Origin of the sequence: Leptotrichia hofstadii (assembly GCF_007990525.1) — a bacterium.
Taxonomy (GTDB): Bacteria; Fusobacteriota; Fusobacteriia; order Fusobacteriales; family Leptotrichiaceae; genus Leptotrichia; species Leptotrichia hofstadii.
Genome location: NZ_AP019823.1, coordinates 2,521,215 through 2,548,198, shown reverse-complemented (window position 1 = coordinate 2,548,198; position 26,984 = coordinate 2,521,215). Strand labels below are relative to the sequence as shown.

31 protein-coding genes are annotated in these 26,984 nt (G+C 29.7%); 21 read left to right on the top strand and 10 right to left on the bottom strand.

The features are described 5' to 3' along the window. The first annotated feature begins 121 nt into the window (after positions 1-121). The 21 genes from rpmH (at position 122) to FVE77_RS12020 (ending at position 16,709) form a co-directional block, all read left to right on the top strand. Positions 122-259 carry a 50S ribosomal protein L34 gene (gene rpmH, locus FVE77_RS12120; protein WP_006805377.1) on the top strand — a complete coding sequence of 46 codons (138 nt, stop codon included), beginning with the start codon at positions 122-124 and terminating at the stop codon, positions 257-259. A 201-nt stretch (positions 260-460) separates the two neighbouring features. After that, the gene (gene rnpA, locus FVE77_RS12115; RefSeq protein WP_026745530.1) at positions 461-787 is read left to right on the top strand and encodes a ribonuclease P protein component; all 327 of its coding nucleotides are present in this window, start codon (positions 461-463) and stop codon (positions 785-787) included. After that, positions 787-996: a membrane protein insertion efficiency factor YidD gene (gene yidD / locus FVE77_RS12110; RefSeq protein WP_006805375.1), complete on the top strand. Its 210-nt coding sequence runs from the start codon at positions 787-789 to the stop codon at positions 994-996. Before rnpA ends, yidD begins: the two co-directional genes overlap by 1 nt. Positions 997-1,016: 20 nt before the next feature. After that, positions 1,017-1,703, top strand: coding sequence for a YidC/Oxa1 family membrane protein insertase (locus FVE77_RS12105; RefSeq protein WP_006805374.1), 687 nt, complete (start codon positions 1,017-1,019; stop codon positions 1,701-1,703). Continuing rightward, positions 1,672-2,487 carry a Jag family protein gene (locus FVE77_RS12100; protein WP_026745531.1) on the top strand — a complete coding sequence of 272 codons (816 nt, stop codon included), beginning with the start codon at positions 1,672-1,674 and terminating at the stop codon, positions 2,485-2,487. The genes FVE77_RS12105 and FVE77_RS12100 overlap by 32 nt, the downstream gene beginning before the upstream one ends. A 104-nt stretch (positions 2,488-2,591) precedes the next feature. Then, on the top strand, positions 2,592-3,959 hold the full coding sequence (mnmE, locus tag FVE77_RS12095) for a tRNA uridine-5-carboxymethylaminomethyl(34) synthesis GTPase MnmE (protein WP_026745532.1): 1,368 nt from the start codon (positions 2,592-2,594) through the stop codon (positions 3,957-3,959). Between the two features lie 675 nt (positions 3,960-4,634). Next, a complete protein-coding gene (locus FVE77_RS12090; protein ID WP_026745533.1) occupies positions 4,635-5,087 on the top strand; it encodes a YfcE family phosphodiesterase in 453 nt (150 codons plus the stop codon). A gap of 431 nt (positions 5,088-5,518) precedes the next feature. Then, positions 5,519-5,962, top strand: a complete 444-nt coding sequence (locus tag FVE77_RS12085) for a PTS sugar transporter subunit IIA (protein WP_026745534.1) — start codon at positions 5,519-5,521, stop codon at positions 5,960-5,962. Between the two features lie 110 nt (positions 5,963-6,072). Next, positions 6,073-6,564: a PTS system mannose/fructose/N-acetylgalactosamine-transporter subunit IIB gene (locus tag FVE77_RS12080; RefSeq protein ID WP_006805365.1), complete on the top strand. Its 492-nt coding sequence runs from the start codon at positions 6,073-6,075 to the stop codon at positions 6,562-6,564. Between the two features lie 55 nt (positions 6,565-6,619). Then, complete coding sequence (locus tag FVE77_RS12075; RefSeq protein ID WP_026745535.1) at positions 6,620-7,429, top strand: PTS mannose/fructose/sorbose transporter subunit IIC; 810 nt, start codon at positions 6,620-6,622, stop codon at positions 7,427-7,429. Between the two features lie 12 nt (positions 7,430-7,441). Then, a complete protein-coding gene (locus FVE77_RS12070; RefSeq protein ID WP_026745536.1) occupies positions 7,442-8,278 on the top strand; it encodes a PTS system mannose/fructose/sorbose family transporter subunit IID in 837 nt (278 codons plus the stop codon). Position 8,279: 1 nt separating this feature from the next. Then, entirely contained in the window at positions 8,280-8,669 is a 390-nt protein-coding gene (locus tag FVE77_RS12065; protein ID WP_026745537.1) for a hypothetical protein, read from the top strand. Between the two features lie 186 nt (positions 8,670-8,855). Then, entirely contained in the window at positions 8,856-9,875 is a 1,020-nt protein-coding gene (pheS, locus tag FVE77_RS12060; RefSeq protein WP_026745538.1) for a phenylalanine--tRNA ligase subunit alpha, read from the top strand. Positions 9,876-9,895: 20 nt separating this feature from the next. Beyond that, the gene (locus tag FVE77_RS12055) at positions 9,896-10,108 is read left to right on the top strand and encodes a hypothetical protein (protein WP_026745539.1); all 213 of its coding nucleotides are present in this window, start codon (positions 9,896-9,898) and stop codon (positions 10,106-10,108) included. Positions 10,109-10,139: 31 nt separating this feature from the next. Next, a complete protein-coding gene (locus FVE77_RS12050) occupies positions 10,140-10,373 on the top strand; it encodes a type II toxin-antitoxin system RelE family toxin (protein ID WP_332102986.1) in 234 nt (77 codons plus the stop codon). A gap of 21 nt (positions 10,374-10,394) precedes the next feature. Beyond that, a complete protein-coding gene (locus tag FVE77_RS12045) occupies positions 10,395-10,862 on the top strand; it encodes a GNAT family N-acetyltransferase (RefSeq protein WP_026745540.1) in 468 nt (155 codons plus the stop codon). A gap of 30 nt (positions 10,863-10,892) precedes the next feature. Continuing rightward, a complete protein-coding gene (locus FVE77_RS12040) occupies positions 10,893-11,747 on the top strand; it encodes a YwqG family protein (RefSeq protein WP_026745541.1) in 855 nt (284 codons plus the stop codon). Positions 11,748-11,772: 25 nt separating this feature from the next. After that, positions 11,773-12,636 (top strand): hypothetical protein, encoded by an 864-nt coding sequence (locus FVE77_RS12035; protein WP_026745542.1) that lies wholly within the window; start codon positions 11,773-11,775, stop codon positions 12,634-12,636. 651 nt (positions 12,637-13,287) lie between these two features. Beyond that, positions 13,288-15,684, top strand: coding sequence for a phenylalanine--tRNA ligase subunit beta (pheT, locus tag FVE77_RS12030; RefSeq protein ID WP_026745543.1), 2,397 nt, complete (start codon positions 13,288-13,290; stop codon positions 15,682-15,684). Between the two features lie 26 nt (positions 15,685-15,710). Continuing rightward, positions 15,711-16,178, top strand: a complete 468-nt coding sequence (locus FVE77_RS12025; RefSeq protein ID WP_026745544.1) for a DUF4825 domain-containing protein — start codon at positions 15,711-15,713, stop codon at positions 16,176-16,178. 36 nt (positions 16,179-16,214) lie between these two features. Beyond that, positions 16,215-16,709, top strand: coding sequence for an HRDC domain-containing protein (locus FVE77_RS12020; RefSeq protein WP_026745545.1), 495 nt, complete (start codon positions 16,215-16,217; stop codon positions 16,707-16,709). A gap of 293 nt (positions 16,710-17,002) precedes the next feature. Here the strand turns inward: FVE77_RS12020 and cobA are convergent, their stop codons facing one another. The 10 genes from cobA to FVE77_RS11970 form a co-directional block, all read right to left on the bottom strand. Beyond that, entirely contained in the window at positions 17,003-18,490 is a 1,488-nt protein-coding gene (cobA, locus tag FVE77_RS12015; RefSeq protein ID WP_026745546.1) for a uroporphyrinogen-III C-methyltransferase, read from the bottom strand. Then, entirely contained in the window at positions 18,477-19,445 is a 969-nt protein-coding gene (gene hemC, locus FVE77_RS12010; protein ID WP_026745547.1) for a hydroxymethylbilane synthase, read from the bottom strand. Before hemC ends, cobA begins: the two co-directional genes overlap by 14 nt. Continuing rightward, positions 19,442-20,482, bottom strand: a complete 1,041-nt coding sequence (gene hemA, locus FVE77_RS12005; protein WP_026745548.1) for a glutamyl-tRNA reductase — start codon at positions 20,480-20,482, stop codon at positions 19,442-19,444. The genes hemC and hemA overlap by 4 nt, the downstream gene beginning before the upstream one ends. 638 nt (positions 20,483-21,120) lie before the next feature. After that, positions 21,121-22,227 (bottom strand): threonine-phosphate decarboxylase CobD, encoded by a 1,107-nt coding sequence (cobD, locus tag FVE77_RS12000; RefSeq protein ID WP_026745549.1) that lies wholly within the window; start codon positions 22,225-22,227, stop codon positions 21,121-21,123. A 94-nt stretch (positions 22,228-22,321) separates the two neighbouring features. Further along, positions 22,322-22,975, bottom strand: coding sequence for a hypothetical protein (locus FVE77_RS11995; RefSeq protein ID WP_146967938.1), 654 nt, complete (start codon positions 22,973-22,975; stop codon positions 22,322-22,324). Between the two features lie 176 nt (positions 22,976-23,151). After that, positions 23,152-24,657: a cobyric acid synthase gene (locus FVE77_RS11990; protein WP_026745551.1), complete on the bottom strand. Its 1,506-nt coding sequence runs from the start codon at positions 24,655-24,657 to the stop codon at positions 23,152-23,154. Positions 24,658-24,760: 103 nt separating this feature from the next. Next, positions 24,761-25,264 (bottom strand): sodium:proton symporter, encoded by a 504-nt coding sequence (locus tag FVE77_RS11985; RefSeq protein ID WP_026745552.1) that lies wholly within the window; start codon positions 25,262-25,264, stop codon positions 24,761-24,763. Between the two features lie 18 nt (positions 25,265-25,282). Then, positions 25,283-25,798: a hypothetical protein gene (locus FVE77_RS11980; protein WP_026745553.1), complete on the bottom strand. Its 516-nt coding sequence runs from the start codon at positions 25,796-25,798 to the stop codon at positions 25,283-25,285. A 14-nt stretch (positions 25,799-25,812) separates the two neighbouring features. Further along, positions 25,813-26,541 (bottom strand): hypothetical protein, encoded by a 729-nt coding sequence (locus FVE77_RS11975; protein WP_026745554.1) that lies wholly within the window; start codon positions 26,539-26,541, stop codon positions 25,813-25,815. A 35-nt stretch (positions 26,542-26,576) separates the two neighbouring features. Further along, a complete protein-coding gene (locus tag FVE77_RS11970) occupies positions 26,577-26,966 on the bottom strand; it encodes a MerR family transcriptional regulator (protein WP_018498379.1) in 390 nt (129 codons plus the stop codon). Between the last annotated feature and the right edge of the window lie 18 nt (positions 26,967-26,984).

The window sequence follows — 26,984 nt, the reverse complement described above, 5'->3', positions numbered from 1 at the left end:
AAATAAATTAAATAAAATTTCCTTTTTGAATAAAGCATTGAACTTGACTTTTTTTTGAATATTGTATATAATGTCTATAAAAGACAATAATTTTTTAAAACTAAGATAGAAAGGAAAAAGAATGACAAAAAGAACATATCAACCAAATAAAAGAAAAAGAAAAAAAGATCATGGATTTAGAAAAAGAATGCAAAATAAAAGCGGAAGAAATGTTTTGAAAAGAAGAAGAGCTAAAGGAAGAGCTAAATTATCAGCATAACCCGGTGTTAAATTCAACACTGGGTTTTTAAAAGCATTAATATCTAAATAAAAGAGAGCTTTCATATAACAAAAACCTCTTTAAAACTGGACACAAAAGTTAAAACTATCCATAAATACATGTTTAGTTGATTTTTTTGTCTAATTTTAAAGAAGTTTAATATATTAAGCTCTCACTCATTTTAACTAAAAGAAGAGAAATATGTCTATTAACAAAATAAAAAAATCAAAGGATTTTTCATTAATATATAACAAATCACAAAAAATGCATACAAAGTATGCTATTATTTTTATAAAGGAAAATGTAAATAATGAGCAACGATTTGGCTTTGTAGCAAGTAAAAAAACTGGAAATGCAGTTCAACGAAATAGAATCAAAAGAATATTTAAAGAATTTGTAAAAATACATAAAGATAAATTAAAAAAAAATACAGATTATATATTTGTAGGCAAATCTGTCTTAAAAGAAAAAATAAAAAAATTAAAGTATAAAGATATTGAAAAAGATATAAACAAGGTAATAAAATAATGAAAAAAATATTATTATTTTTAATAAAAATTTATCAAAAGGGCATTTCACCATATTTGGGAAGAAGATGCAGATTTTACCCAACATGTTCAGAATATTCAAGACAGGCAATAATAAAATATGGAGCAGTAAAAGGGAGTTATCTGGCAATCAAAAGAATATTAAAATGCCATCCTTTTCATAAGGGAGGATATGATCCGTTAAAATAAAAAAGTGGAGGAAATAATATATGTTTAAAATACAGGCACTTGTTGATTTTGTCGTACATGTACTAAACGCAATATATGGTGTTGTAGGAAATTATGGTGTAGCAATAATTATTGTTACAATTTTAATGAGAATAATTGTATTTCCATTAGCATTAAAACAAGAAAAAGCAATGAAAAAAATGAAAGAATTGCAACCTGAACTTGAAAAAATAAAAGAAAAATACAAAGACAACCCTCAAGAATATCAGAGAAAAACAGCAGAACTTTATAGGGAAAGTGGAGCTAACCCATTAGCAGGATGTCTTCCATTATTAATTCAGATGCCTGTGTTTGTGGCATTATACTGGGCATTTAGCGGAAATGCGATTCCGGCAGATGCAAAATTTTTATGGTTTACGTTAAAGCAGCCTGACAGATTATTTACAATAGGGAAATTTGCATTTAATTTACTGCCGATTTTAAATGTAGTTATAACGTATATTCAGCAAAAAATAATGACAGATGCAACAAAAGGGCAGGAAGGCAGTCAGCAAATGCAGACAATGCTTTATATGATGCCAGCTCTAATGTTAGTTATTTTCTATAATATGCCATCTGGAGTAACGTTATACTACTTAGTTTCAGGGGCTTGGTCAGTAGTTCAGCAGTATATCATTTTGAAAGGAAGAAGTGATGATGGAAAAGATAGTATTAAAGGCGCAAAATGAGGAAGAACTTAAAAATATGGTAAGCCGTTCATTGACTTTAAAAGAAGATGAAACTTATCAGGTAAAAGTTTTGAAACATCCTAAAAAAATATTGTTTATCAATATAAAAGGTGAATATGAAATTGAAATTGTTAAAAAATCTGATTTGAAATCAAGTGATGTGAAATCAGAAAAATTAAGAATACAAAATGAAGAGAAATTTGTAAAAAAAGAAAAAAAAGACACAAAAAATCAAAGTAATATTGATTCTAGAAAAAATAGCAATAGAAAAAATTACAGAAACGAAAATTCTGAAAATGAAGAAAAAATTAGTCAAAATAGTCAGGATGATATAAATATAGATAAAATCAGAGGATTTTTCAAAGAATTTATTGTAAATGCAAAAATAGATGTACGAATTGTAAATATAAAAAAAGAAAACAACAACAAATACTTGGTTATTCTTGATGGAAAAGATATGAGATTTTTAATTGGCGAAAAAGGAAACACATTAAACAGCTTTGAATACTTGTTAAGCACAACAAGACAGTTTAAAAATATAAAAATAGTTGTGGATTCTAATAACTATAAGGAAAAACGTGAAAAATCATTAAGAGATCTGGCAAGAAAGAAAGGTAAAGCGGTCCTTGCAACAGGAAACACCATAAAATTAAATCCAATGTCAGCGCGTGAACGTAAAATCATTCATGAGGAAGTTTCCTTTATGAAGGGATTACAAACTGAAAGTGTTGGGGAAGAGCCAAAAAGATATCTGGTTATTAGAAAATTAGATGAAAAATTTTAAAAAATTGAGTTAGTGAGTTACATTGTTTGAAAAAAGATTTTTTTAAACAGTTTTAGTGTAATATAAAATAAAAATAAAATGATTTTAGAAAATAGAGGGATAAAATGTTGTTTGATACAATTGCGGCGATTTCCACTCCGAAAGGTGAAGGCGGGATTGCCATAATAAGAATATCCGGCGATAAATCATTTGAAATACTGGACAAAATATTTATTAAAAAAAACCCAAATGCTGATTTGGGTTTTTATAAATTAAATTACGGATTTATCAAGGATGGAGAAAAAATAGTGGATGAAGTTATGGCTGTAAGGCTAAAAGCCCCAAAAAGCTATACTTGTGAAGATATTGTGGAAATAAATTGCCACGGTGGAACACTTGTTTCGGAAAAAGTACTTGAACTTGTGCTAAGAAATGGAGCAAGACATGCTGAAAGCGGGGAATTTACAAAGCGAGCATTTATGAATGGACGTATAGACTTGTCACAGGCTGAGGCGGTTATGGATATTATTCAGGGAAAAACAGAAAAGAGCGTATCACTGTCGCTTGATCAGTTAAGAGGGGACTTGCGTGACAAAGTAAATGAATTTAAGAAGGCTTTGCTAGATATTACGGCACATGTGAATGTGGTGCTGGACTATCCTGAAGAAGGGATTGATGATCCGTTGCCGGTAGAACTTAGAGATAATCTGGAAAAAGTATATGAAGAAGCAAATCGGTTAATTGACTCGTATGACACAGGAAAAAAAATAAAAGAGGGGATAAAGACAGTTATTGTCGGAAAACCAAATGTTGGGAAATCTACATTGCTAAATGCCCTGCTTCATGAGGAGCGTGCCATTGTAACGCATATTGCTGGGACTACGAGGGATGTTATTGAGGAAATAATCAATATAAAAGGAATTCCCTTAGTTCTGGTGGATACAGCAGGAATTAGAAAAACTGACGACATTGTGGAAAATATTGGTGTAGAAAAGTCTAAGCAGTTTATTGAAAAGGCTGATTTGGTGCTTCTTGTACTGGATGCTTCAAAGGAGCTGGAAAATGAGGATATAGAAGTTATAAATCAGATAAAAGAAAATAAAAAGAAAGTTATAGTATTATTGAATAAGATTGATTTAAATAAAAAAATTAATCTTGAAGGGTATAACTTGGAAAATATTGTTGAAATTTCGGCAAAAGACAATATTGGAATTGAAGATATGCAGGAAAAAATCTATTCATACATTGTGGAAGAAGATGTGGAAAACTCATCAGAAAAACTAATAATTACAAATATTCGGCATAAAACAGCACTTGAAAAAACAAAAGACGCAATAAGAAATATTTTTGAAACAATAGATATGGGACTTCCAATGGACTTAATTTCCGTGGATTTAAAGGAAGCGTTAGATTCACTTTCAGAAATTACAGGAGAAATATCGTCTGAGGATATTTTAGATCATGTATTTGGGAATTTTTGTGTTGGGAAATAGAAATAAGAATTTTTTGGATAAAATAATCAACAAAGATTATTTTAAGATTTAAATAAAAAACTGGTTAAAATAGAAAGGAAAAATGTTAGAATCAAACAGAAAAATTATGACAGCTTTGCTCAAATCCCAATATTATTTAATTTTATTAATGTAGTAAGGGATTTGGGTACATTTAATTTTTTTTAGGTAAAATTTTTTTTATAATAATTTCATTTTTAGAATTATGTAACTAATGATTTAAATTTATTATAAAAATTTAAACATTCTGATTTTTTATTTTTTATAAAAAACATTATAAATAGAGGGCTATAGATAACTTTAACATAAAATTTTTTGCTTATAAATTTAAATAAAACTTAAAAATAAAGAAAATTATAATAAAAATAAAAACATTTATAAAACTTTTTAGATTATAATAAATAATACGTATTCTGTTTTAAATTTTAATTTCTTATATATGACATAGAAAATTAGTATAAAGTTAAAAAATATGTTATAATAATCTGAATTTAAAAATTAAATATAATTTTTGAAGTTATAACGGCGTAAAAAATAAAATTATATAGGGAAAGATTATTTAGAAACTTGGTAAATATATCGTTTTACAAGTTTTTTAAGCATAATGGAGATTTTCTAAAATAGGAAATAAAAAGAGAAATGGAGAGAGGAGATTTAATGAAGGTATTGATTTGTTCTGACAGCCATGGGAGGCTTGATTATTTTCAGCAAGTGATGGATCTGGAGCAGCCGGAAATTGTAATTTTTGCGGGAGATCATAGCACGGATGCAATTGATATGTCGTTAGTCTATAGAGATGTACTTTTTGCTATTGTAAAAGGAAATACTGATATGGATGACTATGAGTCCAGGGAAACTGCAATATTTGATTTAATGGGGAAGAAGGTATTATTAACACATGGACACCTGTTCAGTGTAAAAACTACGCTTGAGGAGCTTGAAAAGAAGGCTCATCTGGAAAAAGCTGAAATCTGTGTTTTTGGACACACGCATAAAGAATTTATGGCAGAAAAAAACGGAGTAGTATTTGTGAATCCTGGAGCACTGCAGGATAAAAAGTACATTATCTATTATGGTGGTAAAAAGTTTGAACAAAAAATATTAAAATAATTGGAGCCATTGCTGGCAGCAGTTGGAATAAAGAAGGACATAACTATTGAGTAAAATCAAGGTTGTGTCTTTTTTTATTTATGAATTGCAATATTAATTGCGAAATAAAGGGAAATAGTACTGATTTTCCTTGCTTATATAAAAAGAAAAAACATAGTAATATGAAAAAATATTTATTAATAAAATATTCAAAAAGTAATAAAAGACAATTTAGTTAAATGATTATGAATTAATTATCAAACAACTAGTTTGTCTCTATTTTTTAATGGGGTTTATTATAAGCAAAAATATAAATAAATTAATATTACGTACAGATAGATTGAAAGAATTTTTTTTAAAAATGTATTGACAATCTAAATTGATGAGGTTATACTAAATTTGTAAAGTAATTGTGGAAATTAGAAATTTTAATGTTGAAAGGAGAAACTGAAATGATTAACTTAATTGTTGCAACACATGGAAAAATGTCAGAAGAAACCGTTAATCTGACAAAAATGGTTCTAGGAGAAAGCGAACAGCTTGAGTTTGTAACATTTGTGCCAGGCGAAGGTCCTGAAGATCTGATTGAAAAATATAACAATATTATTTCAAAATACGATGCGGAAGGAACATTGTTTTTAGTGGATTTATTTGGTGGAAGTCCTTATAATGCAGCCTGCAGAGTTGTTGCCGAAACGAAGAACACCGATGTAATAACAGGTGTTAATGTTCCAATGCTATTGGAAGTTTTAGATGCAAGAGAAGAAACAAGCGATGTTTCTGAATTAGTTCAAGTGGCAAAAAATTCAGGAATCAATGGAATTAAAATTTTTAGTGAATTATTTAGCGCAGAGGTTGTCGATGACGATGATGATTCAGATGAACTGGATTTATAAAATAAAATATAGCAGAAAATACAAAAATATAAACGAAAGGAGAGTTACTGAGAAATTTTTTATATTATACATGAATTTTTTCACAAAATTTTCAGTAGCGGAATAGAATTATGGAATTAGTTTTAACAAGAATAGATTCAAGATTAATACACGGACAAGTTGCGACTTCATGGGTAAAAGCAACTAAACCAGAAGCAATTTTTGCTGTTAATGATGATGTAGCAGAAGATAAGATAAGAAAATCTCTTTTATTACAAGTGGCACCAGAAGGGGTAAAATCATTTGTAATCCCTGTAGAAAAAGCAATAGCAGTTTATAACAATCCTAAATATGAAAAAACAAAAGTTTTACTTTTAGTAACAAATCCAGCTGATGTAGTAAGATTAATTGAGGGTGGAGTGGATATTAAAAAAGTAAACGTTGGAGGAATGACTTATAAAGAAGGAGATAAGTTAATTTCACAAGCAGTTGCGATTAATAAAGATGATTTGGAAGCATTTAAGAAACTGGACAGCATGGGTGTAGATCTTGAATTAAGACAATTGGCTTCATCTTCACCAGAAAACCTTAACGCAAAATTAGGTTCTATCTCATTTGATTAAAAACTTGATAAAAAACATAATTTAAAATGAAAACTATCTTTAGGAGGACAAAAATATGAATATTGTTCAGTTAATTTTGTTGGCACTTGTAGCAGCAATAACTGGTATGGGAAGTGTGCTTGATGAAAGACAGACTCACCGTCCGTTAGTAGCATGTACTTTAGTGGGATTTGTATTGGGAGATATAAAAACGGGGGTTATGTTAGGTGGTTCACTTGAAATGCTGGCACTTGGATGGATGAATGTTGGAGCAGCAATGGCTCCAGATGCGGCATTAGCCAGTGTAATTTCAGCAATACTGGTAATTGTAGGAAAACGGTCAATCCAAGAAGGAATTGCAATTGCAGTACCAATTGCAGCGGCAGGACAAGTCCTTACAATTTTTGTTAGAACTATAACAGTATTCTTCCAGCATAAAGCAGATGAATATGCAGAACAGGCTAATTTTAGAGGGATTGAGATGTGTCACTTTGCAGGATTGGCTTTACAGGCATTAAGAGTGGCAATTCCGGCTGTGTTAGTTGGTATGATTGCAGGAACAAGTATAGTGGAAAAAGCTTTAAATTCAATTCCAAAAGAAATAACAGGAGGACTTCAAGTTGCTGGAGGATTTATAGTAGTAGTTGGGTATGCAATGGTGATAAATATGATGGAAGCAAAAGCATTGATGCCATTCTTCTTCCTGGGATTTGTAGTAGCGGCGTTTGTAAAAGATATTAATTTGGTCGGATTGGGAATAATAGGATTGTGCGTAGCAATAATTTATATTCAATTGAATCCTAAATATCATCAAGTTGCTGTACCAAGTGGCGACGGAAATGCTGGTATTATAGAAGAAGCTGATGATGAACTGGAAGGACTATAGGAGGTAGGAAAAATGGCAGAAAATATAGAAAAAAAATTAACTGATAAAGATTTGAAAAGCATGTACTGGAGATCTACAACTTTACTAGGGTCTTTCAACTTTGAAAGAATGCAGTCAATGGGATTCTGCGTAACAATGATTCCTGCAATAAAAAGACTATATTCTAAAAAGGAAGATCAGGCAGCGGCTCTTAAAAGACATTTGGAATTTTTTAACACTCAACCATGGATAGGTTCAACTATAATGGGAGTTACAGCCGCGATGGAACAAGAAAAGGCAAATGGTGTAGATATTGACGACGCAACTATAAGTGGGATAAAAGTAGGACTTATGGGACCGCTTGCTGGAGTAGGAGATCCTATTTTTTGGGGTACAATACGTATAGTATTAGCGGCTCTTGGAGCTTCTCTTGCAATGAATAATGGAAATTTAGCAGGACCAATAATGTTTTTCTTGGGAATAAATATAGCGAGATTTTTAACAAGATGGTATGGACTAAAATATGGATATGAAAAAGGGACAGAAATCGTTGGAGATATGGAAGGTGGAGTTCTTCAAAAATTAACTCAAGGAGCTTCTATATTGGGACTTTTCGTAATGGGATCATTAGTTTCAAAATGGACTTCAATAAACATTCCATTAGTGCTATCTAAATATACTAATCAGGCAGGAGAAGAAGTTGTAATTACAGTTCAAAGTATATTAAATGATTTATTACCTGGGTTATTACCATTATTACTTACATTTGGATGTATGCACTTGTTAAAGAAAAAAGTAAATCCTATTTGGATAATTTTCGGATTCTTTATAATAGGAATAGTAGGATTCTGGTTAGGAATTTTGAAATAATATGTTTAAAAAAATGATTGAAAAAGTGGAAAAATATGTGAAAGTTCCACCTAAAGAAGGGTATGTAAAAAACAGTTCTATTTTAGTTACAGGACTTATGGTTATTGGAATGATTTTATATCCGCTTACTAAAGGATATGGGACAATAATAGCCTTGGCAGCGGCATTAATTGTTATGGTTGGGCAAAAGCTGTTAATAAAACAGGCTAAAAATGATTTTAAGGATATGTATTATGCCAAGGAAATGTACTTAAAAACTAAAAATACAGAATATCTGGATTTTATTATGGCACGTTCAAAACAGATGATTAACGACGTGAAAGTTTTGTCTGATAGAGCAAAAAGAGAAATAGCTGAACTTCAGCAGTTTGCTGAAAAATATAGAAAATAGTTTTGTAATTATTTTGGCAATACAAGTTATAATTCAAAATATTTAAGAGAATACCTTATTGTGGGTATTCTTTTTTTGAATTAGAAATAGAAAAATTAAACTTTTTAATATATTTAAAGTATGATATAATAAAAACATAAATTTTTATGGTAAAAATATAGAATAGTGAAGCAAACAGGAGGAAAAATGTTAGACAAATTGGCACACTTGAAAGAAGAAGTGTTAGCAAAACTTAAAGAGGTGGAAAATCTTGAGGAGCTGAATGACCTGAGAGTTAAAATATTGGGGAAAAAAGGGGAATTTACAGCTGTTATGAAGGGAATGGCTGATATTGCGGCTGAAAAAAGAGCTGAATTTGGGAAAGTTACGAATGAAATAAAAAATGTATTGCAAAATAGATTTGAAGAAGTAAATACTGACTTGAAGGAAATTGCAAAACAGCAAAGACTGAAAAATGAAACTATAGATGTGACTTTACCAGGGAGAAAGGCTAACGTGGGTTCGCTTCATCCGCTTACAAAGACGGTTATGGAAATAAAGGATATCGTTTCTACAATGGGATTTGACATTGTGGATGGACCAGAAGTGGAATATGTGAAATACAATTTTGATGCATTAAACATTCCAAAAACACATCCTTCACGTGAAATTTCAGATACATTTTACATCGAAGAAGAAAATGTTGTGCTAAGAACACAAACTTCTGGTATGCAAATTAGATATATGGAAGATAGAAAACCTCCATTTAGAATGATTTCGATTGGAAAAGTTTACCGTCCAGATTATGATGTGTCGCATACGCCAATGTTCCATCAGATGGAAGGGCTTATGGTAGGAGAAGATGTTTCTTTTGCTAATTTTAAGGCGATTTTGGAAAATATCGTGAAAAAAATATTTGGAGAAGACAGAAGGGTAAGATTCCGTCCACATTTTTTTCCATTTACAGAGCCATCAGCTGAAATGGATGTAGAATGTGGAGTTTGTAAAGGAGCTGGATGTAGAGTTTGTAAAGGGACTGGGTGGCTTGAAATTTTAGGAAGTGGAATGGTAAATCCGAAAGTTCTGGAAGGTGTTGGAATCGATCCGAAAAAATATCAAGGTTTTGCATTTGGGCTAGGGCTTGAAAGAATTACAATGCTTAAATATGGAATTGATGATTTGAGGGCGTTTTTTGAAAATGATGAGAGGTTTTTAAATCAATTTTAATTAGTATTGGGGGAGAAAAAATGATATATAAGGTTGATGTTAATTCAAATTTGATAAATGAATTTAAAAAAGAAGTCAAAAAAATTGGAAAAAGTGAAAATGAAGTATTGTCTGCTTTGTTACAGGAATATCTGGAAGATTTGAAAGATTCTGAAGATTTGGATAAGGCAATTGAGGAAAGTGATGGAGAATTTTATTCTAGTGATGAATTTTGGGATTTAGTAGGTGTATAATGGCTTATATTGTAAAATATGATAAAAGAGCATTAAAGAGTATATTAAAATTGGACAAAAATCCCAAAAACAAATAAAAACTTATATCAAGGAAATAATTGAAAAACTTGAAAATCCACGTAGTCAGGGAAAAGCGCTACAAGGTAAATATAAGGGAAAATGGCGATATAGAGTTGAAAATTACAGAATTTTAGCTATAATCATTGATGAAAAAATAACAATTTATATTTTTGATATTGGGCATAGGAAAGAGATTTATAAATAAATTTAAAAAGCGGAGAAAAATATGAAAATACGCAGATTTGAAGAAAAAGACGCTAAAAAAGTATCTGAATTGATTGTGGAAACATTGCGAAAAACAAATATAAAAGATTATTCTGCTGATTTAATAGAAAATTATGTAAATAATTTCCATCCTGAAAATGTCCTTAAAAGAGCTTCGTGGACACATTTTTATGTTGCCGAAGAAAAGGGCGATATTATTGGATGTGGAGCAATTGCACCATATTGGGATAAAATTGATGAAAGTTCTTTATTTACTATTTTTATCTCGCCTGAATCTCAAGGAAAGGGAATAGGACGAAAAATTATTGAAACATTGGAAAAAGATGAATATTTTTTAAGAGCCAAAAGAATCGAGGTACCTGCGTCCATTACGGCTGTTCCGTTTTATAAGAAAATGGGATATAGTTGCAAAAATGGAATAAACAAAGCAGATGATGAAGGAATTGTAAGAATGGAAAAATTTAGATAATAAATTACTAATTTAATTGGAAGGTTAAAAATGGAAAATGAATTAGAAATAAAAATTGATGATGAATTTGCAAAAAAAGTTTATGATGAAATTTGGGCTGAATATGAAAAAACTGCACAAACAAAGACTTTTGCAAAAATTACATTGACGGAAAATGAACTAAAAATAACAGATAGTAAAGTTATGGGATTATCCTATGTTCCGATAGGAAAAAAAATTCCAGAAACGTCCGATGGAAATGAAATGTTTTTGGTTGCACAGATTAATTGTGAAAATTTGAGAGGATTGAAGGATTTTCCCAAAAAAGGAATTTTACAATTTTTTGTAGCTAACGATAGTCTTATGGGGCTTGATTTGGGGCAAACTGTTCAAAATGGATTTAGAGTGATTTATCATGAAGAAATTGGGAAATTTTACAATACAGAAAAGTTAAAAGATATTTATAATCCACAAAAATTTGAAGAATATGGTGTTACAGAAGATAATCAAAGTTATAAAATGAATTTTGAATTACAAACCGAAAAAGAAAGATTTGAAGATTTTTTTGAAGATATATTTGACGAAATTTGCGAGGAGAAAAGTTTAGACCCAGCACAAGAATTGAAACTTTATGAAAAGTTGCAGGACTTAATAGATTATTCAGATGATTATCATTCACAATGTGAAGGTTTTCCATATTTTACACAGGAAGATCCAAGAAAATATGAGGAAAAATACCAAAAATATGATACATTACTGTTTCAGCTTGACAGTGAACATGATAAAACCAAAGGAAAATGGAAAGTTTGTATCGGAGATGCTGGTGTAATAAACTTTTTTATAAATCGTGAAAATTTGAAAAATAAAGATTTTTCAGAAATTCTTTATAATTGGGATTGCAGTTAAAAACAAAAATAGGATAATTTGAAAGATGAAGGAAAAAATATTAGGTAAAACAGTTGGAAAAGCTGGAATTTCACAAGTTTTGATTATAAAAAGTACATTTATTATGGCAATTTGTATTATTTTGGGATTTTTCCTTGTAATTTCGTCGCTTGTGAACTGGGGAAAAAATTATTTTGAGTTTTTATTCTGGATTGGAATATTTATTATATCACTTGCACCAATTCAGTTTTTATGGCTGAAAATGGAAGAAAGTTCGGTTGGAAAATATATTTTTTATGAAAATGGCTTTGAAGATGCCTTGAAAAAGAAAAAAATATTTTTTGAAGATGTGAAAAATTATTTCTATTTAAATTTAAAAAATGGTTCTGATAATGTTGAATTTCTCGTTATTGAAGTGGAAAATAAAGAAAATTTAATAAAAAATCATTTAGAAAAAATTACAATAAATTTGAAATTAAACAGGATGGCTTCAAAATTGTTTGTAAAAAATTATGTTGAATTTGTTTTAAAGAATGAATTTAATGAAGATATAAAAAATAAGGATGAATTTGACTTTAAATTCGGAATTATTGAAGAAAATAATTTAATGAAAGACAAAATTTTTAGTTTAAATATGGATAAAAACTTAGAAAAAGTAAAAATATATAACAATATTTTTTTAAACAAAGATGGAATTAGAGTGGAAAATCAAAATAGAAAACTTTTAGAAAATTATTTTTGGAAAGAAATTGGAAAAATTACCGTTTTGGAAAATAAGAACAATAAAAATATACAAATTGAGAAGAAAACAGGAGAAATTGTTTTTTCAAAAAATATGAAATATATAGAAAAACCTGAATTATTTATAAAAATAGCAAAAAAAATATTTTCAAATTTTATAAATAAATAACTATTAATAAATATTTTTTCTATAATTTTATGTTTTTTCTTTTTTCTTTTTTATAAAGCAAAGGGGAACAGTCGCTATCCCTTTTTATTTCGCAATATTAGTTATTTCAATTTCTTCAAATTATAACATCTGAAGATTTTAGCGAAAGTGCTACGCACTAATCCCAGCTTGTCTAAGCATTTTTTTTGAAATAAAATTGAAACTCGCTTTTTAATAAAAGTTATTATAAACTCTCTAAATTTTAGTAATTTAAAAATCTTGAAAAAGCTCAGACAATCAATTTTATTCCAAAAAAATCACGACATTTTAATTTAATTACAATGATTGTTTGATTAAAACAAAAATCAAGCAAAATTTCATTAAAAGAAAAAGAACTGTTTGAGATTTTTGAATGTAATTTAAATTGTAATTACTTAAAGAAATGAAATAATCTTTATTAAAAATCGAGTTTTCTTTTTCTTTTATAAGAAAGTTTTGCGTAAAGCGTGGGTGCAGGGAGATGGCGTTTGATCTCCCTGCTTAGAAAAACTTATGATAAATAAAAAAGAAAGAGAAAATAATTATTAATCAAAAAACTTGGATTACCATTTATTAATAAAATAGATTGTATAATATATTTGAAATAAAAAAAAGAAAAATAAGGAGAAAAAAATGCTGATTTCGTTGAACTGGTTAAAGCAGTATATAGATTTAGATGGAATAGAAATAAATGAAATGGAGAATGCCCTTACTATGATTGGGCAGGAAGTGGAAAAAATCGAAGTGCTGGGGGAAAACTTGGAAAATGTTGTAACGGCACATATTGTTGAAAAGGAGATGCATCCTGATTCGGATCATTTGACGATTTGTAAAGTAGATAATGGGAAGGAAATTTTGCAGGTTGTATGTGGTGCGTCTAATCATAAGACTGGAGATAAGGTTGTTTTAGCACAGGTTGGAGCAAAACTGGCTGAAGACTTTGTTATTAAAAAAGGGAAGATAAGAGGTGTGGAATCAAATGGAATGCTTTGTTCAGAAGAAGAACTGAATATTGGTAAGGATTCTGACGGGATTATAATTTTACCTCAAGATACACCTGCTGGAATACCAATGAAGGAATATTTGGGAATTAATGATACTGTGTTTGAGCTGGAAATTACGCCAAATCGTCCTGATTGTTTATCGCATATTGGGATTGCAAGAGAACTGGGGGCTTATTACGGGAAGGAAGTTAAATATCCTAGTTTTGTGATAAATACTGAAAGTAGCGAAAAAACGGCTGACAATATTTCAGTTGAAATTGCAGACAGCAATTTGGCGAAAAGATATGTGGCTAGAATTATTAAAAATGTAACGGTTAAGGACAGTCCAAAATGGCTTAAGGAAAGAGTAGAATCTATTGGAATCAGAAGTATTAATAATATTGTAGATGCTTCAAATTTTGTGATGATGGAACTTAATCAGCCTAATCATGCTTTTGACCTTGATAAAATTGAAGGTGGAAAGATTGTTGTGAGAGCAGGGCTTGAAAACGAAAAACTGATTACGCTTGATGAGCAGGAAAGAGAGTTAAATAGTGATGATATTGTAATTTCGGATGGAGTGAAAGCCATAGCACTTGGTGGTGTAATGGGCGGAGAAAATTCACAAATTACTGAAAATACAAAAAATATCCTTCTGGAAGTGGCAAACTTTAACTCGCAAAATGTGAGAAAAACGTCAAGAAGATTGACTTTATCAAGCGATTCTTCATACAGATTTGAAAGAAGAGTGGACGAGGAAAATGCGATTAATGTGATAAATAGACTTGCGAATTTGATTCAGGAAGTAGCAGGTGGAGAAATATTGGCTGGAGCTGTTGACAATTATCCTGTCCCTTATGAGAAAAAATCTGCTGAACTTAATTTTGAAAGACTGAACCGTTTCGTTGGGAAAGTAATTCCTCGTGAAACTGTTATTGGAATTTTAACTAGACTTGAAATCGAAGTTGTGGATAATGGAGAAACTTTGACATTAACTGCACCAAGTTACCGTGACGATTTGGAAAATGAGCAGGACTACTTTGAAGAAATTATCAGAATGTATGGTTTTGACAATATCGAAAACATTTTACCAAAACTGGATATTAGTGAACAGCCAGTTATTGACACAACAAAACTTTCTACGCAGGTAAAACTTATTGCATCAAATGCAGGACTTAAGGAAGTTATCAACTACAGCTTTGTTCCAAAAGATGCGATGGAAAAAATAAAATATACAGTTGCACAGGAAAAACTGATTGATGTGTTAAAACCAATTACAGAGGATTTTGTAACATTGCGTCCGACATTGCTTTACAGCCTTATCAAAAACGCAAAGGACAACATTAACAGAAATGTTTCAAATATCAGATTCTTTGAAGTGAGCAGAACTTTTGAAAAAGCCGAAGAATTGGCAAAAGAAGAAGTGAAATTGGGAATAATTCTGGCTGGAGAAAATGACAAGACATTGTGGAATCCAAAACCTGTTCCTTACGATTTTTACGATTTGAAGGGAATTGTAGAAGAAATCTTTACACAGCTTAAATTCAATAACTATATGATAAAACGTTCTGAGCAAAGCCAGTTCCATCCTGGACGTTCAGTTGATGTATTTGTTGGTCGTGAATTAATTGGAAGCTTTGGAGAAATTCATCCAGATGTGCTGGAAAACTTTGACTTAGGGAAAACATCAGTTCTAGTTGGAGAATTTAACATTGACTTGATTCAGAAATATATCGGTAAAAAGGCAAATTATCAAGGAATTGTAAAATATCCAGCTGTGCCAAGAGATTTTGCATTCGTTATGAAGGAAGAAATCCTAGTTGGAGATGTATTAAAAACAATCCAGAAAGTTGACAAGAAAATTGAAAAAGTGGAACTATTCGATATTTATCAAGGTGTAGGAGTACTGCCAGGAATGAAGAGTGTGGCAATCAGCGTAGTTCTAAGAGATAAGAGCAAAACACTGGAAGAAAAAGAAATTGTAGACATTTCCAATAAAATTGTGGCTAAGGTTGAGAAGGATTATGGTGCGGTTTTAAGACAATAGAAGTATCGAATTTAGAGGTGATTGCTATGAAAAATAAAAAGTTTGAAATAATAGCTTTATTAATATTATGTGTTATTTTTACAGCATGTGGTAAATCACAAAATTCTAATAAAAATACTTATGAATATAAAACAAAATATGTGGGCGACAATTCTAAAGTAATGAATATTTTATCAAATTTAAAATATCCCAAGAAAACAAGTTATAATTCTGTACAAATTTTGTCGGAAAAAGAGCCTTATGGAGTACTTGTTAAATTAAATATAAATTCTGGAAAAATTCCTGAAAAAAATGAGTTTCTTAAAAATTCGGCTGTGTTATTTGCTTTAATTGAAAATTTATCATTTGTGAAATATGAAGATGTTTCAAATAATAAAATTATAGCCGAATTTACGAGAGATGAAATTGATAATTACTTGAAGGCTGAAGTGAATAAAAATACTAAAGAAATTGGAAGTAATGAAAAAGAATTTGTAAAATATTTGAATAAATAAAAGTTACAAATTTTAAATAAAGAGGGGGAAATTGAGGTGTTAAAAATAGTAACATTGCCATTTGATGATAAAATAGAGGAATTTGAGCAGGAAAAGCTGGAAAAAGTGTTAAAAGATGTTCAAATCGTGAAATATCAGGCTGAACTGGTGAAAATTGAGGGGAAATATTACTGGACGGCTTTTGTTGAATGTGAAAAAGCAGATAAATTTAATAAAAATTCTGGAAAAGATAATTTTACACAAGATGTAAAAGAATTTAAAGATGCTAACAAAAATTATATGGAATATTTGACAGAAGATGAAATGGAACTGTACAAGATATTAAAGGAATGGCGGGCAGGAGAAGCACAGCTTTTGGGTTATCCACCCTATATTATTGCTTCAAACCAGCTTTTGGCGAATATTGCAAAAACCAATCCTAAAAATATGGAAGAACTTTCCCAGTTAAAGGGAATGGGGAAGCGTAAAATCAGGGATTATGGAGAAGAGATTTTGCTGATTTTGGAAAATTTTTATGATATGAAGATTTAGATAAAAAAGAATTTTAAGACACGAATTTAAGAATTTAGAGATTTTTGATTCATGTTTTTCATTTTATGAAAAAAGAGGAAGAAATTTAATTCTCCCATTATTAATATTATTTTCCGTTTAAAGAGCAGAAATTAAAAAATTTATGAAATTAAAGTCATTTTTTCTTTAACGAAATTTTGCTGATTTAATATTTTCTGAATGTAAAATCCTGAAACTTAAATACAGCAATCTTTATAATTTAATATAAAATGTCGCAATATATTATACAATCATGTATACATAAAATTTACTTTTTAGCAAGTAACAAATGTCAAAATTTCATCAAATAATCCATCTTCAGTATATTTCTTAGGCTCTATTCCTACTTTTAATCCATACTTTTCAATAGTTTTTGTAGTAACAGGACCAATAGATGCTATAACTTTATTTTTCAGAATGTCTTTTATTTCCTCATTTTCACTCAAGTTTATGCTATCAGCAAAGGCTTTAAAGGTTGAAGAGCTTAAGAACATTAAGATGTCGCTTTCTTTTATGTATTTTTCTGCTTTTTCCTTTTCCACTTCAACTTCCTGAGTTTTATACACTACAAGTTTTTCATAATTTCGATTGTATAAATCTGAATATTTTTTTTCATTTACTGGAGAAATGTCAGATACTATAAACAGTATTTTTTCTCCTTCCTTAGTAAAATTCACACTTTCGCTTGCCAGTCTTTCTACCGTATATTCTTCTGGATAAAAATCTGGAATTATTTTATATTTTTCAATTTCTTCAGCAGTTTTTTCTCCCACTACACCTATTTTAACATTTCCTAAAGAACGAATATCCTTTACTTTTCTCATAAATCCAATAACAGAATTTATGCTATTAAATAGAAGGGTACTGTATTCCTTCAAATCAGGCATTTCAAAATCGACATATTCTATATTAATAAATGGAAGGCTCAAAGCCTGTCCGCCAAGTTCATTTATTTTATTCGATATATTTCCTTGTTTTTCCCTATTTCTTGTAACAAGAATATTTTTCCCAAATAACGGCTTATTCTCAAACCATTTCATTTTTTCCCGTAAATTCACCACTTCTCCAATCAAAATAATGGCAGGCGATTTTACATTATGTTCTTTTACTGTACTTATTATTGTTTCCAATGTTCCTGTGTAAGTTTTCTGTCTTGTCGTTGTTCCATCTTTTATTATTGCGACAGGTGTTTTTGAATTTTTTCCGTTATTTATTAAATTTTCTGTTATTTTTTCAAGGTTGCTTAATCCCATTAAAAAAACCAAAGTTCCTTCCAATTTTGCAATAACTGGAAAATCAAGTTCTATTCCATTAAATTGCGTATGTCCAGTAAACACATGAAAAGAAGTGTTGATTCCTCTGTGAGTAACAGGAATTCCAGCATAAGCTGGCACAGCAATTGAAGAAGTTATCCCTGGAATTACTTCAAAGTCTATATTTTCAGCAACCAAAGCCTCTATTTCTTCTCCCCCTCGTCCAAATACAAAAGGATCTCCTCCTTTTAGTCTTAGAACCTCAAGTCCTTCCTTACCTTTTTCCACTAATTTATTATTTATTTCTGCCTGCAATTTTCCTCCAGCAGTATTTTCTTTACCCATATAAATCATTTCTACATCAGATTTTGCATATTGTAAGATATTTTCATTTACAAGCCTGTCATAAACAATGCAGTCAGCTTTTTCTATCACGTTTTTCAATTTTAAAGTTATAAGCCCTTCATCTCCACAGCCTGCTCCTGCAATATAAACTTTACCTTTTCTCATTTTTCATCTCCTCTTTTTTTATTTCTTCAGCCAATTTTTGTGCAGTTTCCTTTGGATTTTCCCTATTTCCTTCAACTTCTTTAAATATTCTGATTCCGTCATCATTAAACATTCCCTTTAATTTCAACATATTTCTTTCAATAACCGATGAACAGCCTATCGGAGTATGGCATCCTCCATCAAAAATTTTTGAAAATTCTCTTTCAGCTTTACACATTATCGTAACTTCATCATCATTTATACTTTTCAGAAGGTGTCGTATTTTATTATCATTTTCCCTGCATTGAATACACAAAATCCCTTGTCCTGGTGCTGGTATAAATGAATCTGTATCAAAATATTCAGTAATTCTGTTTTCCAGCCCAACTCTTTTTAATCCAGCCGCAGCCAGCACAATAGCATCATATTCCCCATCATCAAGTTTTTTTAACCTTGTGTGAATATTTCCACGAATTGCTTTTATCTTTACATCATTTCGCAAATTCAAAAGCTCCTTTTCCCGTCTTATGCTTCCTGTCCCAATTACAGAATTTTCATCAAGTTCTTTTAATTTTTTCCCGTTTTTTGAAACAAGCACATCACGGTTATCTTCCCTCATTGGAAAGCATGCGTTTAAAAGTCCTTCTGGAGTGTTCTGTGGCATATCCTTTAACGAATGTACCGCCAAATCTATTTTATTTTCCAGCATTTCCTTTTCAATTTCCTTCACAAACAAGTCCTTTTGCGTAGTTCCCTTTATTTTTGTAAAGTCCCTTAGGTCTTTATCTCCCTTTGTAACTATAACTTTCAGTTCTATTTCCAGTGGACTTTTTTTCTCAAACCCTTCAATTTCGCAAAAATTCTCATTTTCTCTTAATTCGTCATATTTTTTAATAAGCATTTCCTTCACTTTTTCCGCTTGTGCAAGTGCCAAAATGCTTCCTCTTGTTCCAATAATTATTTTATTTGATTTCATCTATTTTCACCCATCTCAATATTTTTCTGATTTGTATATTTTCTTCTTTTTTCAAGTTTTTCCGCTATTTTTTTTAACTGCTCCTCAATAATGTAAGAATATTTTTCTACAATTTCATCCCGTTTTTCCACATTTTTATTATATTCATCCCAAATATCCTCCAAATGATAAAGCGACGCATTTTCAAACTCCCCTATACTTGCCTCAATATCTCTAGGAACGGCTAAATCAAGGAAAAATCGTTTTTTTCCATCATTCAGAATATTTTGAATTTTCGCTGTTTCAAGAATCAAATGTGGTGCAGAAGTAGCACTTATTACAATATCCATATTTTTTATAACATTATATTTCTCATTAAATTCTGCTGTCTGAACGTCTGGATACACTTTCTGCAATTCAATTGATCGTCGTAAACTTCTATTTGTCATTGTCAAATGGCAATTGTTCATTTTGTGAAGAAGTGCAAGAATTGACTGGCTCAAATCTCCCACTCCAATTACAAATATTTTTTTATTTTCAAGGCTCTCAAATTTTGTTCTTATAAATTTTACAGCTATCGAATCAAGTGAAATATTTTTTTCATTTATCTTGCTTTCCGCCCTAAATCTTTTCCCAGTTTCTATCGCCTGATTAAATATTATATTCAAAAATGAAGATGTAACATTTTTGTCAAGAGCGTCAAAATATGCTTTTTTAAGCTGTACAAGAATCTGATCTTCTCCCTTTATTATCGAATCCAGCCCACAAATCACCCGCAACAAATAATTCACGGCTTCAGCCCCTTTATAGTCCTTCATCTTCTCAATCCTAAAATCTCTCTTTAACCTTTCAATTTCGAATTCCTTGCTAACATCCAAATAAAGCTCTATCCTAAGGCAAGTTTCAACAGCCACATACCCCCTTATAATCCTTTTTTCCAAATACTCCCTCAAAACATGTCTATACCCCTCTTTTACAAACTTTTCCCTTTCTTCCAAACTCAAATTTTTATAACTAAAACTCAGAATATAAAAATTTTTTACTAAATTTTCCTTCATTTTTTCTCTCTCCGCTTTTTTATATAATTTTATCATTTTTTAAAATAATTTTTCTTAATTTCTATCTGCAAAATGAATATTACTAAATTTATTTATTATATGAAATGATGTATAAATTTTAGTATTCTAATTTTTTTATTTTTTTTCCTCACAGACGATTACCTATATTCTATTAATTTTTCCATTTTTTGTCAATTCAATTTAATAATAAGATACTCAAACATTCTAATCGTAAATTTATAACAAAATATATTCAAACCTATTTAAAATTAAACTACTAAAAATTATATATATTTAGGGTTCGAGTAAAATAGTCATAACTTTTGAGTTTTTTTTAAAGCAGTTTTACTATAAAATAATAGGGAATATCTTATAAATCATAAGAATCCCCATTTAAAATACTAATAAGCATATTTCGCAATCTCATCGACTATATCGCTTGTCATTTCATCTAACACATATTTTTTATTAGCTTTAATAGTTTTCCATTCTTCCTTAGGCTTATTTGCCTTTTCATCAGAGATATTTCCGCCAGTAGTTATTTTTCTTTATTAGTTGAAAAATTAATGCTAAATTCCTCTTGATTGCCAGAATTTCTCATATATGAATTATTGTCAAATCCGATAAGTTCGAGTTTTTTATTTTAAAATTTCTTTCAAAGTTTCAATAACTCTATCATTACTCTTTCTATCCTTAATTGCTAGTCTAAAAAATCTTTCATCCAAAAATTTAAAATTGGATGCATCCCTTATCAAAATTCCTTCTTCCATCATTTTTTTCCGCAATTTTTTCACATTCAGCCCTTTAGAAATCAGTTCATCTTTTATTTTTACGCAAATAAAGTTTACTTCACTCTTATAAGGCTTTATTCCTGAAATTTCATTCAGTCTTTCATACATGTATTTTTTTTCTTCTGTTATCCAGTTTAATGTCTTTTCTATGTATTCTGAATCATCAAGTACTGTTATTCCAGCCATTTCAGCGATATTGTTCACACTCCACGGCTCTTTTTTTTCAGCGATTTTCTTTTCCAAATTTTTGTCAAAATAAATTCCATATCCCAATCGTAATCCTGGAATAGCAAAAAATTTTGTAAATGCACGAGTTACAAACAAATTTTTCTTATTTTCCCCACTATTTACAATACTTTCCTTTAGTCCATCCTCTAAAAATTCGATAAATGCCTCATCAATAAATAACTTTGTATCATATCTATTGCATTCTCTCAAAATTTCCTCTGTTTCAGCCATTTTCAAAAATTTTCCAGTCGGATTATTCGGATTGCAAATTATTACCAAATCATATTTTTTTTCAAGTTCTTTTTTTAATTTCCCAATATTAAGCCTAAACTCGTCTTTTTCTTCTAATTCAAAATATTCAATTTCAATTTTTTGACTTTCAGAATTTTTACACGCTCTTACTGCCCTTTCATATTCCCCAAAAGTAGGCGATACAATCAGCACTTTTTCGGGCTTTATTACTTTTATGAACAAAAATATAGCTTCTGTCGCACCATTTCCCAGCACAATATTTTCCAGTTCAACTTTATTCAGTTGAGCCAATTTTTCACGCAATTCCATATAATCAGGGTCAGGATACCTCTCAAGAACCCCAATATTTTCGATAATCTTCTGCTTTAAACTCTCTGGCACTCCGTAAGGATTTATATTTGAGCTGTAATCCAGTATTTCTGTTATATTTTTTTCCCTAAATATTTTGTAAATATTTCCACCATGAAAATCCATTTTCCTCTCCTTGTACAAAACTTATACTGATAAAATATATTAACTGTTTTGTCTAAATTTTCTTTAAAATCAAATTCATCTTTATTTCAATCTCTTATTTTTTAATTTCAATATTTTTTAAATTACCATTCAATAAATCAAATGTAAATATACTTCCTTCTAATTTTCCAATAATTTCTTTATTTTCAATATCTATTTCTATTTCTCCAAAATTATATAATGAATAGTAAATATCTTCTATTTTTTTGGCTTTTAAAGCATCTTCCACATTATTTTCTGAAGGAGTTTCCACATCTATAGAAAAAGTTATTTTATTTATTTTTGATATAACATCTTCAGGGTTTACACAAAATTCTGCATGCATAAAACCTTTTTCAGGATAATAGTATATTTCCCCTGTATCTACATCATCTACATCTAAAAGATCGTATTTTTCACATAATTCAGTTGTCATCTCACTTCCAACTTTAAATTCGCCTAATGAATAATTTTCATCGTAGATTTCTATTTCCACTACTTTTCTTGAATATATATCTATGTAAATATATGAATTTTCTATTTCAATTGTTAAGTTATATCCTTCTCTTCTGTCATTTTTACGATACTGTGTATGATAAATTTTCATAAGAGGATAAATTTTTTCTATGCTATCCCCTAATGTTATTCCTTTATAATTATAAATTTCTAAATTTTCATTTTTATATCTTTCTACTAATTCATCATCATTTTTATCATATTCACTCTGCATTTTTTCTAAATCTCCTAAAAATTAATTATATAGTTTTTTTATTTCGATGTCTTTAATTTCAGCAAAACATTTTTGAAAATTTTTAATTATTTAATTACATATTTTTTGATTTCATTTGTCACCATATTCAAAGATAAAGCACATGGACAATCTAAATTTTTATTACAAATGTCAATTTATTCCATCCCCATTATTTCATAAACTTTCTCAATATTCACATTTTCTCGCAAAATTTGTGCCAATTTATCGTATTCCCTGTTTTTATATTCTTTGAAACTAAAATCTTCATCGACTTTGTCTAGCCCTTTAAGTTTTCTTACTTCGTTCAGAAAATGATTTGTAAATTCAGAATTGTCAAATATTCCGTGAATATAAGTTCCGACAACATTGCCTTTTACAGCACCTTTTAGCTTTTCATCGTCAAAGATACATTTTATCTCGGTTTTTTCCTCATTTACAGGATAACTGTAGCCTTGATGTATTTCATAGCCTTTTATTTCAATGCCTTCCATTCCAGCGAGTATTCCATCTGCCTTTTTTATTTTATTTTCATACTGTGTTGTTGTTTTTGCCGTTTCCATAACTGTTTCTATGTCTAATAAATCTAAGCCTGAAATTTCCTTTAGATTAGACTCAATATTTTGAGGATCCATTATTTTTTGTCCCATTATTTGAAAACCGCCACAAATTCCAAATACGATCGTTCCTCTTTTTGCAAGCCTTATAATTTCCCTGCTTATATTTTTATCAATCAAGTCCTTCATGTCTTCCACAGTATTTTTGGAGCCAGGAATAATAATAATGTCCTCATCTCCAAGTTCAGAACTTTTTGTGACATATTTCAAGGAAACATCGTTATAATGGCTAAGTGCGTCAATGTCTGTAAAATTCGATATATGTTTTAGTTTAATAACCGAAATCCGAATTTTCCCTTCTTTTTTCACATTATACTTGTCGATTCCCAGACTGTCTTCCTCCTCAATTCCTAGTGGCACAAACGGCACTACTCCCAGAACAGGTACATTTGTCAACTCTTCAATCATCTCAATTCCAGGAGTCAAAAGGCTCTTATCTCCTCTAAATTTGTTTATAATTACACCTTTTATACGTTTTTTCTCGCTTTCTTCAAGCAGCATAATTGTTCCGTAAATTGCCGCAAAAACACCGCCTCTGTCAATATCAGCAACCAAAATAACAGGCGAATCAGCCATTTCCGCCATCCCTGTATTTACAATGTCGTCTTCCTTCAAGTTAATTTCCGCAGGGCTTCCTGCACCTTCCAGCACGCAAATATCAAAGTTGTCCCTTATGTGATTGTACGCCGCCATTATATCCTTTTTTAAATTATGTTTATAGGCAAAATATTCCCTTGCATCCATATTTTTGTAAACTTTTCCATTCACAATAACCTGTGATTTTCTGTCTGTTGTAGGCTTTAACAAAATTGGATTCATAAATGCCTGAGGCTCGATATTAGCCGCTTCAGCCTGCACCACCTGAGCTCTCCCCATTTCTTTTCCATCCTTCGTAATAAACGAATTTAAAGCCATATTCTGCGACTTGAACGGCACCACGCTATATCCGTCTTGAGAAAATATTCTGCAAAACCCTGCATTAATTATGCTTTTTCCCACATTAGAACCTGTCCCCAGCAACATTATATTTTTATGTTTTCTTCCCATAAATACTGCTCCTATTTTAAATTTATCTAAAAAATTTATTTATTCTCATTAAAATAATTATAACAGATAAAAATGCCATAAGCAAATTGGATTTGTAAAAAATTTATTTTCTTTTGAATTTTATTTTGTCTAACATTTTCTTGACTTTATCGCTATGAAATGCTCCCATTATATACGAAATATGAAATATAGTACAAAATATATACTTTTTCTCATCTATTAATGCATCAATTATTGAATTTTGATCTCCAACAGCAGCTTTGTACAAAAAATAAATCAATATTACAATCATTACGGTATTTAATCCTATTTTATTCATTTTTCCTAAAAAATCTTTACATAAATATCCTAAATAACACATAAATCCAGATAATATTACCAAACAAACACAATAAAATAGATAAGTTAAAATAACTTGAATTTCTTTTATTTTTAAAATTCCCAAAGCATCTGCTATTCCTCCAAAAATCAGCGTGAAAGAAAACCAGAATAAAAATCCTAATAGCGGATATATCACATTCTGAACTAAAAAATAAATTATCGCAAATAAAATTAATCCTAAAAAATTATTCGGTTTTCTCAAAAGTTTATTTGTATTTTTTTCCATTTATTTTTCCTCCTTCTTTTATTTTTTTCTTTTAGATTTCATTCTGTTCAAAACTTTCTTGACTTTATCACTAAAAAATACTCCAACTGTGTAAAAAATATGTGATGCTGTACAGAAAATGTGTATTTCCTGTGCTTTCGGCGCAAACATTGCTGTACTTTCATCTGTTTCTGTAAAAACTTTATACAAAAAATAGATTAAAATCGCTGTCATCACACTGCCTAATACAGCTTTATTCATTTTTTTCAAAAATTTACTGCACAAATATCCTAAGTAAAACACAAGCATAAGAACCATTATTAAAGCAATTCCCGAAATTACAACAGCAATAGTGGTCATAGCCACTTGCGGAAGATGTAAAAATTCCAAAGCATTAATAATAATTCCTGCTAACGGCATCGCAAAAACCAGCCAGAACAAAAGTGCTAATGCCGGATATATTGTTTTCTGAAAGAAAAAGTAAATTACTGTAAATAAAACTAATACTAAAAAGCTTTTTGCTTTTGACATAAATTTATTTTCATTTTTTTCCATCCTTTTTTCTCCTTCTAATCTTTATTACTTTTTGTAATTTTTCTATTTTTTATAAACAGATAAATAATTTCTATAAGCAACATTACACTCCAAAACATCAAATAGAATGCTCTGTCTTTTTTATACTTTGTTTCCAATTTCTTGCTTAATTCTGAATTTAAAGAAATATTTTCATCTAAATCTCCTGTTTTATCTAATTGATATTGATATAAGATTTCTTTTTTACTCCCAAATTTATCAACAAAGTACTCAGCATCCTGTAATTTTATTTCTTTTAAACCTAATCTTTTTTCTAAAGTTTTCTCATCTAAGTTATATTCAATTTTATTGTCATTAATGAAAAAATATGTTTCTGGTTTGACACCATATTTTCCTTCGTAAGAATCTGTTTCTTCTATATAACCAACCCAAGTATTATTAATTTTAGCTAATCCATTTAAATACAAAATCAAATCTTCAGGCTTCGTCTTATCAACAAGTTTATAAACTTCATGCTCTGAATCCGAACTCAAAGTTCTTTTTATCAAAAAATTTTGTGATACTTCGAGTTCGCTGTTACGGTTAACTGTGTCATAGGGAAAACGAAGATACCTAACAAATAATAATGATAAAATTGTAAATGCAATAAGAAAATTAAACTTTCGTTTTGAAACAAAAAACCAGAAAGTTAATAAAATTAATATTGGAATTATAAAAGGTGATAACAAGACAAATCCCCAAGTTATATTTGTATCTGTAAGCATATTTACTCCTAAATTTCTATATATTTATGACCCTTTTATTTTTCAGAAATACTTTTTAAAAAACTCTCATAAATCTCAAGTTTATCATCAAGATTTTGTAAATATTTTTGCCACTTTTCAATTTCTATATTTACATATTTTTTATGATTTGTCAAAATTTTCATTCTTTCTTTTATCGTTCCGTTCCCTTCATATCGTAAATCTGAATATTTCTTAATTTCGCTCAATTTCATTCCCATATCTTTTAATCTTTTTAACATTTTTATCCATTCAATGTCAGTTTCATCGTATATTCTTCTATTTTTCTCATCTCTTTTTACACGAAACAGCTCCTTTTTTTCATAAAACCTTATTGTATATGGAGTTAAGCCTGTTTTTTCTGAAAATTCCTTTATTTGCATTATTTTTTGTTCATTCTTTTTCATTTTATTTTCTCCTTTCAA